This is a genomic window from Bacteroides sp. RTP31139st1_H2_RTP31139_211217, from assembly GCF_040227615.1.
GTDB lineage: Bacteria > Bacteroidota > Bacteroidia > Bacteroidales > Bacteroidaceae > Bacteroides > Bacteroides uniformis.
Genome location: NZ_JBCNZM010000144.1, coordinates 1 through 12,384 on the forward strand (window position 1 = coordinate 1; position 12,384 = coordinate 12,384).

Genomic DNA, 12,384 nt, shown 5'->3' on the forward strand with positions numbered 1-12,384 from the left:
CTCAAGTACAATGCCCAGCGAAGCGGCGGCTGCGAAAGGAAATAGCGAAAAGGAGACATCTGTACCTGGGCTGTTTCTTTCATATAGCCTTCGGTACGGACAATGGGAAATCCACCCATCTGGGACAATATACGAAAAAGATAAGCCGCATTCTTCCCATCCAGCACACCATAGTTCGTAAAAAGCAGGGGAGTGGAAGCCAGTATAACTTCCCCTTTTCCCCAAGAAACCGACATGGCAACCGGATGAGCAGCTTCTCCGGTAACAGTTTTTTCCGCCAACACTGTACTAGAAATGGAATCTGCAAAGAAATAAGACTGACAAAGTTGGGGATAGAAACAGAAAGTCTGCTGCGGATAAACCGCCGAATCCCCCACCCAGCACAAACTGTCTTTCGAAAGCAATGCAGTGGCATATTTTTTCAAAGCCGACGGACTGAAATAGGAATAGCTGCACTCAAATCCCAGCGTATCTTTCAAAATACGGCTGAAAGAGCTCCCCGCCAGCATAATCCGGTCTCCCCGTCCCGCCATCTTCAACATCGCCTCCACATCTACATCCGTCAAATGCAGGTTATCGGTAACAACCAGTATTCCGCGGCGGAGCGTCGTATCTTCCTGCTCCAGTTCATAAAAAGTCTTTCTCGACAACGAATATCCCTTCGGCAACGATGAAGACAGCAGGCTATCGAACACGGCACAGCCGAACGGTTGCTTGTCATAATGGCTGAACGTAGGGTTCCAGACAAACTTCTTTGGCAGACGGCACTCTATCGCAAACATCAACACCAGAAAAACAATGATACCGGCTATAAACCAATGGTTCCCCTTCATGCCGCCCCTCCTTTCTCCACTTCTTTCTGCAAATCCCGCATCGCATGGAACAAAGTTTCGGTCGCTTCAAAATTTCCGTAACGTACTCGTAGAAAATGGTTGGTCATTTGGCGGAAAGCTGGCAGACGGACTTCATAGATATATTGTGTAGGCGTTTTATATAACTGCCAGTCTATACGTTTTCCATCGCTGAGCTGTTTCAGCGTCTGCAGATAGAGCAAACGCACCGCCTCCCGATAATCCGTCCGGGCAAGCGCATCGGCAATTCTTTCCGCAAAATCCACTCCATAGATGGTATCCTCCCCCACTGTATAGGGCAGGGTACTCTTGCGCGAACGCATGAACAGTTCCGGACGCTTCTTGTACACAAACCAAATGACCAATACCAGGATAAGAACGGCAATGCATATCAATACGACTTCCGAATATTCTGCCACCAACGTATTCCCGAATATCTTGTCCAGCAGCTTGCCGAACCATCTGCTGAACCACTCAAGTACATTAATTTCGGGAGCTATCAACTCACGACTGTAAGCAAACGCCGGGTCAGACTGCCAAGCGGCAACCTGTGCAGTATCACAAACCAGTGTATCAGCCGGAGCCATATTCATAGTCCGTTATCAGAGTTTATCAAAATTGTCAATATCACTCTCCACCATCACATAATCTATCTTTTCCGAAGCATGACCGTATTGATAAGCCAGTCCCAGCAATGAGAAAATCATGGACATATAAACGCCGAATGCCTGGACCACCGCCAGCAGATAAAGCACAAAGCTATAGGCTGCCGATACAGTGGCACCGCCACCTGCATCAGTCATTGCAAAGATATATTTCACAATAGTCCCGATATACCATGGAATCATCGTCACTCCCTGCAAGATGGCGGCGATGAATCCCATAACAATGGAAATCAGTACGATACCTCCCCAGGTAGCGAAACCCAGTCGGTAGGCCTTCTTCAAGGCATCTATGATATAGATATCTTCGAACAGATAGACTGGAGCCCAAATAGCAAGTGGCACAGACACCACCACAACGAGCAGAACGAACAAGAACGCAATCGCCATGAACGGAATGACGGTGGCTATAAAACCAACAATAAGCCCTACAAACAGCACCAAAAGCACACCGACAATCATTATCAGAAATACCCTTCTGACATTACGGAACAACAAGGGCTTCAGCATCCCTAACGTCACTCCCTCCAAGCGTTTTTCCCGTTCATTGTAAGTACGGACCAATGCGTAGACCAAAGAGGTCAGCATGACAGTTCCTAGCAGATAGAGAACGGCATACAGACTGTAATAAGTCACCAGTGCCATGATGGACGCTCCGACAACAGAAGAGTCGAACGAGCCTCCGGTCATATCACCCAGAGCCATTGTACCGCTCATCAGCCCGTTCAAGCTCAGTCCCTGAAGCAGACAAAGCGGCAACATCAGATATGTGGTGAATTTCATCAACGGCTTCCAATTCTCTTTGATAAAATCAAAGGTAGCAGTTAGTTTCTCTCCAAAAGAACGTTGTACATACAGTGCGATTTTAGGTTTCTGTGCTTCCATGCTTCTTTCTGTTAGGTAAATAAATATAATAAAAAAAGATAAACGACAAAGAGAGTAGAATAAAGCCGAACCTCAAAGCATCCGGAAGTTCGGTATGGCGGGTAACGAATCCTTCTATAAATCCTGCCATGATGAATACGGGTACCGTACCCACCACTATTTTCAGTCCTTTTTTGGCTCCCCGTTTGAAAGATTCCAGCCTTGAATAGGTTCCGGGAAAGAGCCATCCGTTGCCCAGGGCAAGACCGGCGGCACCGGCTACAATAATCGCCCAGATTTCGAGTGTCCCGTGCAGCCAAATGGCAAGGAAGGACTCCCAAAGCAAGTCGTGCTGATAAAAGAAGGTTTGGAAAGCCCCTATCATGATACCATTGTTAAGGAGCATGTATCCGGTGCCAAAACTGGTCAGCAACCCCATGGCAAAGCAGTTGAAGGAGACCATGATATTGTTCAGCGTGATACTCAGAAACATGGGGAACTCGGAGGAACCGTTATATACAGCCATAGGTTCACCATTAGCGATATTGTTCAAAGTCATATCCACATAGGAGTTTCCTAAAATCAAACGCACAAAATCGGGGTCTCCGGCAGCGGATACCACTCCTATCAATGCGCTGACCACAAATATAATGAAGGAAGCCACCAGCTCACGGCGTGCATCGTGCATGGCCGAAGGCACTTCACGGGTCCAGTAGGTGATAATTCTTGACCATTTCTCGCGCTTGTTTCTATAAATGCGGTTGTGCAATGCCGAGGCAAGATTGTTCAGATAGATAGTGATGCGGGAAGCGGGGAAATGCGTTTGGGCAAAAGCCAGATCTGCCGTAAGCTCCGTATATGCGTCGGCAAGTTCATCGGGAGACAGACTTTCCGCCTGCTCCACCATTGTTTCTGCTCGTTTCCATTTTTCGATGTTCTGCCGGATAAACGTCACTTCTTTCATACCCCATGACTATTTCAGAGAAGTTTTGTCTGAAATAGGTAACAAAAATAAGAGAATAATGATATATTTGCAATGAAATACTAAAAATGTTTTATCAGGAATGGCAGAATCTACAATTATCACCGGACAATTTGTCCGCATCAGTCAAACGCCTGCCAGTATCGGTGAGCGGCTCATTGCACTGGCCATAGATTATATTCTGCTCGGATTCTATGTATTTTCTACTTTGGCCTTGTTTTCACGGATTCATCTACCCTCTGATTTCACGATGCTTTTCTTTTTTACCATTGTCTACCTGCCAGTCTTGCTTTATGCATTTCTCTGCGAAATGTTCAACCAGGGACAAAGTTTCGGCAAGCGGCTGATGAACATTCGTGTCGTAAAGGCAGACGGCTCCACGCCCGGCATAGGCTCGTACCTGCTCCGATGGCTTCTCTTCCCTATCGACGGACCGGTGACCGGTGGTCTGGGACTTCTGGTCGTCCTTTTGACCAAAAACAGCCAGCGAATGGGAGACCTTGCCGCCGGCACCATGGTAATCAAGGAAAAGAATTACCGCAAGATACACGTCAGCCTCGATGAGTTCGACTACCTGACCAAAGACTACCGACCTACCTATCCACAAGCTTCCGACTTGTCATTGGAGCAAATCAACGTCATTACCCGGACCCTGCAATCGGGTAAGAAAGACCGTACACGCCGCATTGCCTCCCTTGCGAAAAAAGTGCAGGAACTTCTCTCCATCACTCCTCATGACAGTAACCCGGAAAACTTTCTTCAGACCATTCTCCGGGATTACCAGTATTATGCCTTGGAAGAAATTTAATACGAACTTCCAACAAAACCAAAGAAGTGTTAAGTCTTACGCTTATTTAAGATTCAAGCTGCATCTTTTTGGTTTTTCATTTGTTAATTAACTAGAAGGTCTTAACTAAATAACAAAGAACAATTATGAAACGAATCATTACATTAATCACACTGGTGTTGGTAAGTGCATCGACCCTGATGTATGCACAGAGTAGCAGCGAAACACGCCAAGCAGAGCGTAAAGCCCAACGCGAAGCCCAGAAAGCACGCGAAAAAGCGGAAAATGAAAGGAACTATACCATTGCCGTCCAGGCATTGAAAGAGGGCAAGTTTGTATTGGAAGCAGACCAGCTGGTGTTCAAGAGAGGACGGAGCGCATTTGTTTCATCGACAACAAACTTCGTTCTGATGGACGGTGAACACGCATCCGTACAAATAGCTGCCAACAATGCCCTTGCAGGCCCCAACGGAATAGGCGGCATCACAGTGGACGGCAGCAGAAAGGAAATGAAAATCACGACCGACAAAAAGGGAAACGTGAATTGCAGCTTCAGCGTACAAGGCATCGGAATATCCGCACAAGTGTATATCACACTGACCAACGGCGGCAATAATGCATCGGCAAGAATCAGCCCGAACTTCAATTCGAATACCCTGACGCTGAACGGAGTCCTGGTTCCATTGTCCCAGTCAAACGTTTACAAAGGGCGGGCTTTATAAAACACCCCTTTTGTCCGTACAAAGTATAAAGAAAAGAAGATATTCATATCGTGTTCGCATTCTGTTAATATCGTGTAGACACGATATTAACAGAATGCGATACAAGGAATTAATAAACAGTTATACAGAATATTAATTCCTTGCATCGTACATAAAGGGAGCTAACAGAATGTGGACATTTATTCTTTTATCTGTTGACACGTTGGGCAATAATATACCGAACCACCCATATAAGCCTCTTTTATGATGGTACTGCCACAACGGAGACAAGGATTCTTCCATGTTTTGGCAGAAAGAATGGTTTTGTAACCTCCGGCGTTGCCATAAAGATCTGTTTGCGTATCGCGTCCACCCTCGAACGTCATATCCACCAATGTTTCTTTTAGAGCATTAAAAAGAACTTCTTTCTGATTATCCGACAGAAATAGCACTTTCTGTTTGGGATTTATCCGTGCATTGAACAGAATATCCTGCGTTACGCCGTTACCTACACCGGGAATACGCTGATTGGTTGCTAATAGAGCTTTAGCAGAGAGGGTCTTCTTTGCTTCGGCAACGAGTTTCTCAAATTCCGCTTCGGTGTATTTATCGCTCAACGGCGAAATGCTTTCCCGACTCAATTTATAGTACTTATTGTCGATATAGCTATCAGGGTAAACATTGATAAAACCATACATTGCAACCGTGAAGACAAGGAATGAATCATCATTAAACGTCAGCAACAACTGGTAATTGGCAGGAATCTCATCTCCCGCACTATAATAACGGACACTGACTCCGTCGCCTATGTTCATGATCACATTATCCGAAAGATTGAAATTGACAAACATGCCATATCCTTCGGATGAAAGGATGGTTTTGCCTACGAGCAGTTTACCATACTCCGACGGTTCACCGTTATAGAACGTAAACTTATGCGGTTTGGTGGCATTAAATACCTGCGTGATTGTTTTACCGCTCAAGGCGTTGTTCACTTGTTTGCTCAAGGTGATAACTTCGGGTAATTCTAACATATTATCTTACTTTTATTTTCGATAGGGATATATATTTCCGTTAATAACTCGTCAATAGCCGTGTTGCCAGGTGTATTATAATCAATATCACTCATTATTTTAACCGGACCACTTCCCCTATAATAGGCATCAACACGTTCAATGAGTCTTTCTCTTTCAGATTCATGGCATTCTTCAGCGGTTCGTCCCAGCGGTGTCTAGCCAAAGCATATTTGGAATGATGAACAGTCAGAATCTTTTCCGCATTCAAGTCCCTGGCCGCTTGCCCCAAATATTGGGGCATGGTATGGATATATTTCCAATCTTCGTTATACTGCCCATTCTCCAATATGGCAAGGTCAATGCCGGGATATTGCTTGCCTATTTCGACAAAATGCGTGTCATATCCGCTATCACCACCCATATAAATCTTCTGCGAAGGGGTTTCGATAAGGAAAGAAGCCCATAATGCCTGATTTGCCTTCAACGAGCGGCCCGAAAAATGCCGGGCGGGCAAGCAATGAAGCAGAAATCCCTTATCCAGTACAGTATCTTCAAACCAATCTAGCTCAACCAGGGATGATTTGTCAAATCCCCAATACTCGAAATGTTCGCCTACCCCCAAAGGACAGACCACCTTGCCTACCCGGTTTTTCAGCTGCATCACCGTCTCATAATCCAGATGGTCCCAATGGTCATGTGATATCACCAGATAGTCAATCTCCGGCATATCGGCAGGCTTGTAGGCATCCGCCCCTTTGAACGGCTTGTTTACAAACGAAACCGGAGAAGCCACACAAAATACGGGGTCTACCAGTATACGCTTTCCGTCTACCTGGATAAAATAGGATGAATGTCCGAACCATACCAATACATTCTCGTCCTTGCTTATCTTGCTGAGGTCCGTCTTTATAACCGGAATCTCCGTTTCAGGACGCAAATCGGTTTCTTTCTTAAATAAGAATCCCCAGAAAGCTCCCAAACGTCCCTTTTGGGAAGTCATCATCACCGTACTGTGCAGATTCCGGAATTCTCCGTCTTTGTAATGAGGCGACTTCTTTATCCTCTCCAACCGTTCTCCTTGAGGAGCCCTCCCGAAACTCGGCTGATTGACAAAAACGAATCCCGCTATGACCGCAACAGCCACAATACCCACTATAATGCCAACTATCATACGTACTCTTTTCGTTTTTAATGAATTCATATTCAATGAAGCTACATTTACAGCTGCAAATATAGTCGAATTGTTATTAAATCACTATCTTCGCGCCCAATTTACGGAATCAATACAATAAAGAAATAAAAAGCCAACAAAGAAATGAACACACACAGTCTATGTTGCATCGGTTATATTACCCAAGATAAAGTCGTAACCCCTAAAAATACCATATATATGCCGGGAGGCACCTCCTTCTACTTCGCACATGCCATCAAGCACTTGAATGCTAACGATTTTCTATTGGTAACAGCTTTGGCTGATACTGACATGGGCATTGTGGAAGACATTCGGAAAGAAGGTATTTCCGTCAAAGCCTTGCACAGCACACATTCCGTCTGTTTCGAGAATATTTATGGAGAAAATCAAAACGAACGTACACAACGTGTCACGGCAAAAGCAGACCCTTTCACCGTGGAAGGTTTGAAAGATACCGATGCACGGATTATCCACTTGGGCAGTCTGCTTGCCGACGACTTCTCTTTGGAGGTCATCAAGTTCTTGTCCGGAAAGGGACTCCTCTCGGTAGATGTGCAGGGATTTCTCCGCAAAGTGGATAATGAAAAAGTGCTGGCAGTAGACTGGCCGGAAAAGAAAGAAGCATTGAAGTATATCCATATTCTGAAAGCCAACGAAGCTGAAATGGAAGTACTGACCGGATGCAGTGAACCGCACGAAGCCGCATTGCTGATTGCAGACTGGGGCGTCAAGGAAGTGCTGCTGACCCTGGGAGATAAAGGTTCGCTGATATATGCCCAAGGAGAATTTCACGAAATCCCCGCCTATCCTGCCCTTCAGATTACAGATGCAACAGGATGTGGAGACACCTATATGGTGGGGTATCTGTATATGCGCAACAAAGGTGCATCCCACCGGGAAGCGGGATGCTTTGCTGCCGCCATGTGCACCATAAAACTACAATCACACGGGCCATTCTGCGGAACGGAAGAAGCGATAAATAACGTGATAAAAGGATAAAGTGATAGGGTGATATAACACCCTACCATCTTTATTTATAATCCGAATTTTTTCAAATCATCTTCCACACTACCGATACCTGCGATATGAAACATATCAACCAGTACCTTCACAACATTCGGAGAAAGGAAAGCGGGCAATGTGGGGCCTAAGTGAATATCCTTCACCCCGAGACTCAGTAATGCCAACAATACAATAACCGCCTTCTGTTCGTACCATGCTATGTTGTAGACAATGGGAAGTTCGTTGATGTCATTCAGCCGGAATACTTCTTTCAGCTTCATGGCTATCACGGCCAGTGAATAACTGTCATTGCACTGTCCGGCATCCAATACACGGGGAATGCCGTTGATGTCTCCCAAACCAAGTTTATTATAGCGGTATTTGGCACAACCTGCGGTCAGGATAACGGTATCTTGCGGCAAGGCTTTGGCAAACTCCGTATAGTAATCGCGGCTCTTCATACGTCCGTCACAGCCTGCCATTACGATAAAGCGGCGTATGGCTCCGGTCTTCACGGCATCTACCACCTTGTCTGCCAGTTGCAGTACCTGGTTATGGGCAAAACCACCGATAATCTCTCCATGCTCTATCTCCACCGGCGGCTGGCATTGTTTGGCAATCTCTATGATTTCAGAGAAGTCTTTCCTGCCTTCCGCATCCTTATCAATATACTTGCAACCCGGATAACCGGTAGAGTTGGTGATGAACATACGCTCTTTATACACTGCATTAGCCAAAGGAGGAACGATGCAGTTGGTGGTAAACAGAATCGGTCCGTTGAAGGAAGTGAATTCTTCACGCTGTTTCCACCAGGCATTGCCATAGTTGCCTACAAAATGAGAATATTTCTTGAAAGCAGGATAATAGTGGGCAGGCAGCATTTCACCATGTGTATAGACGTCTATCCCCGTACCTTCTGTCTGTCTCAATAATTCTTCCATATCCTTCAAGTCATGGCCGCTAATCAAAATTCCCGGACGATTCTTCACACCGATATTCACCTTTGTAATTTCGGGATTACCGTAAGTACCGGTATTGGCAGCATCCAGTAGAGCCATTGTCTTTACTCCGAACTCACCAGCTTCGAGAACCAGCTTCACCCATTCCTCTGCCGATAGAGACTCAACCGCAATGGTAGCCAGTGCACGCTGCATGAAAACATGAACTGTATCATCATTGAATCCCAAGCGCATAGCATGCTCCAGATAAGCTGCCATACCTTTCAAACCATAGACAAGCAATTCTTTCAACGAACGGAGGTCTTCATTCTGTTCACGCAGAACACCTACTGTCTTCGCTTTCTCGGCATAGTCGTCACGCGTTCCCTGCCAAGTCAGTTCATCTACTTGGGGTAGGAACACTTTGTTGTGCTTGGCCTCTTGAATCAATCCATTACGCAAAGCAAGTCCCCTATCCACCCGTTTCAAGATGCTTTCATCATCGAAATTCGCATTCGTGATAGTACAAAACAAAGCATCCGTCACAAAAATATTCACTTCTTCAGAGACTGGAGAATCTGCCTTGCGTAATGTATCGGCAACAACAGAGATACCCCTGACTACAAACAGTAACAAGTCCATAGCTTGAGCCGTATGACTTTCTTTTCCACATACACCTTTCAATATACAGCCGGTTCCTTTGGCTGTCTCCTGACATTGATAACAAAACATGTTTGGTTCCATATTCCTATTCATTTAAAAGTTTGCATAATCTTTTGATAAGATAAGCAGCACCTCAGCAATAAAAATAAGCAGGCTTATGTTCTATTGCATTCGATTTGCATTATCTTTGTGCAAAGATGAGAGTTCTACAACGCACAAACTGTCACGAATGTTACATCGAATCACAAAAAAGTAAAAAAAGAATGGAAATCCATACATTATTGGAAATGCCTCCTTTCCAAGACATAACAGAAGAAGAGTTATTATCCCTCATCCTGGCACCCGAACATGCACACAGGCAATACAAACCTGCTGACTTCATTGCCATGCAGGGAGAAGCATATCGTTCTCTATTCATATTGTGCAACGGCAGTGTGCGTACCCAAATGGTCAGTGCGGAGGGGAAGCAACTCACCATCGAAACGCTGAAAGCCCCGCAACTGCTTGCCCCGGCTTTTGTCTTTGCCTCCGAAAACCGCTTCCCGGTAAATATCGAAGCTAAAGAGAAATGTGAGATACTCGTTATAAACAAGAACATTTTCCTGGAATTCCTGCATCAACACCCCGCTGTGATGCGCAACTTTCTGCAACTGGTATCGGACAGAACCCTATTTCTCTCCAAAAAGCTAAATGCCTTTGCCCTACAAAGTCTGAAATCGCGTATACTGAACTATCTACGCATGCATGGCACGATACTCAACCAGCAGGAAGTGGCACAAATACTGGGAGTGGCGCGTCCCTCGCTGGCACGTGCCTTATCGGAACTGGCAAGCGAAGGGTGCATCCGAATGGAAGAGAAGGAAATGCGGATAAATGCAGTCTCCGCCCAAAAGTATTTATAAAAAACGTCCGCACTTATATATTATTCTTACCTTTGTCCAAGAATAAAAAGCTATGGAAAAGATTCTACTGGATGAAAAGTACGAACAGTTGTTGTTCCAAATCCCTCTACTAAGGGATTTGCCACATAATATCAAGCAATCGCTGCTTGAGAAACTGGAATATTCAGTCTATTCTATAGACAAGAAAGATATAGTTGCCCGGCAAGGCACCCCCTGCAAGAAGCTATATATACTATTGGAAGGTAAATTGCGTGTAGATATTATAGACGGTCTGGGCAATAAAGTTATGGTAGAATACATCGTTGCCCCCCGGGCCTTTGCCACTCCCCATCTCTTCGGCAGCAACACCACACTGCCGGCAACTTTTACTGCCATTGAAGACTGTATCCTATTCACTGCCACCAAAGAATCCACCTTCAAGCTTATCAGCCAGGATCCCAAAGTGCTGCACAACTTCCTTTGCATAACGGGAAATTGCAATGCCTGCACGGTTTCGCGATTAAAAACCCTTTCCCGCAAAACAGTCCGCGAAAGGTTTGTCGTCTATCTGTTTGAAAACAGAATTTCCAACTCTACCAGCATCACCATTGCGCATACCCAATCTGAGCTGGCAGAATACCTCAATGTAACCCGCCCGGCACTTTCAAAGGAAATCAATAAGATGACCAAAGAAGGTATTATCCTAATGACGGGTAAGAAAATTGAGGTATTGAATGAAGCAGCTCTGAAAGAGTATATCTAAACTACCATTTTACAAACAAGATTCTCGGATTGATGTTGACAGATACCCAGCCCCAATCCTGCCAGCGTTTATGGTCGCCGCCTTTCACCACGTCCATAGACTTCGTACCCCGCATAATGGAGTAACCGGCAGAAAGCTTCACGTCCTTCATCACATTCCAGTCAAGCTGATAGTCCATCTCCGAACCCAATCCCTTTTTTACATCATCCAGCTTGGCAGCAGTAGCAAAATAGTGATAATTCAGTTGCATACTCACCTGCTTGGATGTCTTGAAGTTGACACCCAACTGGGCATCCTGCAAACCGGGAGCTACTCCCTGCCAAGCAGAAGCATAGAAATAGTCCATCGCTCCATAGAACTTATGATGTGTTCCGTAAAGAGGATCGAATGCTTTGAACTTGTCACCTTTCCCGTCACTGCCACTCAGATAATCATAACCCAAGCTCACACTCCATTGCTTGTCTATGGCATAGGCAGCCTTCACGCTTACCATAAAGGCAGATACACTCTGCGCATTCTTGTTCTTTCCGGTCTGATAATAGAAAGCAGCCTGCACAGGTAGCCAATTTCCCGATTCCGGCTGATAAGTCACGTAAGTACCGAACGTCTGCAAATAGCGGGTATGGGAAGTTTCTGTTTCTGCATCACCGGTTTCCAGGCCCAGATTCATGAATAACAAAGAGACATCAAGGTTGGGGGTTTGCGCCGCATAATGATACCAAAGGGTCTGCATATTCTTATAAGGTTGTGCACCGTCATAATAATAGGTACCGCCTTTTGCCTTTTCCTTGTTCTGGTTGAAGGCAAGAATGAAATGCAGTTGGTGGGCATTCTTGGCATAGCCCAACTTCAATGCATCGTGATAGCGACCGGCCACATTCCAGTCCAGCCCTCCCAAAATACGTTCGTCGTCATAAGACAAGGTCTGGCGCCCCAGTTGTGCAAAGAAACCGGCACCAAAGTTGAGTTTTGCCCATGCTTCGTTCATAATGAAACGCCCGTTAGTGTCTATCTGCGGGTCCTGCCCCCATACGCCTACATGTTGGGCCGAAATCTTCATACTCAAATCCGAACGTTTATAC

The 12,384-nt window shown here is 45.5% G+C and carries 13 protein-coding genes; 5 read left to right on the forward strand and 8 right to left on the reverse strand.

Annotated elements, in window-relative coordinates; genetic code table 11:
- From ABUA47_RS18825 to ABUA47_RS18840, 4 genes are all read right to left on the reverse strand, one after another.
- On the reverse strand, positions 1 to 833 hold an 833-nt coding region (locus ABUA47_RS18825), incomplete at its 3' end, for a DUF4350 domain-containing protein (RefSeq protein WP_349831887.1).
- Entirely contained in the window at positions 830 to 1,444 is a 615-nt protein-coding gene (locus ABUA47_RS18830; protein ID WP_009038199.1) for a DUF4129 domain-containing protein, read from the reverse strand. The genes ABUA47_RS18825 and ABUA47_RS18830, both read right to left, overlap by 4 nt.
- A 9-nt stretch (positions 1,445 to 1,453) precedes the next feature.
- Positions 1,454 to 2,398, reverse strand: a complete 945-nt coding sequence (locus tag ABUA47_RS18835; RefSeq protein WP_022402021.1) for a hypothetical protein — start codon at positions 2,396 to 2,398, stop codon at positions 1,454 to 1,456.
- A complete protein-coding gene (locus ABUA47_RS18840; protein ID WP_005832397.1) occupies positions 2,379 to 3,341 on the reverse strand; it encodes a stage II sporulation protein M in 963 nt (320 codons plus the stop codon). The genes ABUA47_RS18835 and ABUA47_RS18840 overlap by 20 nt, the downstream gene beginning before the upstream one ends.
- Positions 3,342 to 3,441: 100 nt before the next feature.
- On the opposite strand from ABUA47_RS18840, the gene ABUA47_RS18845 reads away from it, so the two are divergent.
- Entirely contained in the window at positions 3,442 to 4,167 is a 726-nt protein-coding gene (locus ABUA47_RS18845; RefSeq protein WP_005832400.1) for an RDD family protein, read from the forward strand.
- Between the two features lie 125 nt (positions 4,168 to 4,292).
- On the forward strand, positions 4,293 to 4,868 hold the full coding sequence (locus ABUA47_RS18850; protein ID WP_035448844.1) for a DUF4251 domain-containing protein: 576 nt from the start codon (positions 4,293 to 4,295) through the stop codon (positions 4,866 to 4,868).
- Between the two features lie 179 nt (positions 4,869 to 5,047).
- Here ABUA47_RS18850 and ABUA47_RS18855 read toward each other — a convergent pair whose 3' ends face one another.
- Both ABUA47_RS18855 and ABUA47_RS18860 read right to left on the reverse strand, forming a co-directional pair.
- Entirely contained in the window at positions 5,048 to 5,881 is an 834-nt protein-coding gene (locus ABUA47_RS18855; RefSeq protein ID WP_009038195.1) for a DNA-formamidopyrimidine glycosylase family protein, read from the reverse strand.
- A gap of 94 nt (positions 5,882 to 5,975) precedes the next feature.
- A complete protein-coding gene (locus ABUA47_RS18860) occupies positions 5,976 to 7,034 on the reverse strand; it encodes an MBL fold metallo-hydrolase (protein WP_035448846.1) in 1,059 nt (352 codons plus the stop codon).
- Between the two features lie 144 nt (positions 7,035 to 7,178).
- Here ABUA47_RS18860 and ABUA47_RS18865 point away from each other — a divergent pair, with 144 nt between their 5' ends.
- Positions 7,179 to 8,054 (forward strand): PfkB family carbohydrate kinase, encoded by an 876-nt coding sequence (locus ABUA47_RS18865; RefSeq protein ID WP_005832412.1) that lies wholly within the window; start codon positions 7,179 to 7,181, stop codon positions 8,052 to 8,054.
- 35 nt (positions 8,055 to 8,089) lie between these two features.
- Here ABUA47_RS18865 and hcp read toward each other — a convergent pair whose 3' ends face one another.
- Positions 8,090 to 9,739 carry a hydroxylamine reductase gene (gene hcp / locus ABUA47_RS18870; protein ID WP_005832415.1) on the reverse strand — a complete coding sequence of 550 codons (1,650 nt, stop codon included), beginning with the start codon at positions 9,737 to 9,739 and terminating at the stop codon, positions 8,090 to 8,092.
- 182 nt (positions 9,740 to 9,921) lie between these two features.
- On the opposite strand from hcp, the gene ABUA47_RS18875 reads away from it, so the two are divergent.
- On the forward strand, positions 9,922 to 10,560 hold the full coding sequence (locus ABUA47_RS18875) for a Crp/Fnr family transcriptional regulator (protein ID WP_005832417.1): 639 nt from the start codon (positions 9,922 to 9,924) through the stop codon (positions 10,558 to 10,560).
- Positions 10,561 to 10,612: 52 nt separating this feature from the next.
- A complete protein-coding gene (locus tag ABUA47_RS18880) occupies positions 10,613 to 11,302 on the forward strand; it encodes a Crp/Fnr family transcriptional regulator (protein WP_005832420.1) in 690 nt (229 codons plus the stop codon).
- Between the two features lies 1 nt (position 11,303).
- Here the strand turns inward: ABUA47_RS18880 and ABUA47_RS18885 are convergent.
- Positions 11,304 to 12,384: alginate export family protein (locus ABUA47_RS18885; protein WP_349831888.1), on the reverse strand; the 1,081-nt coding region annotated here is incomplete at its 5' end.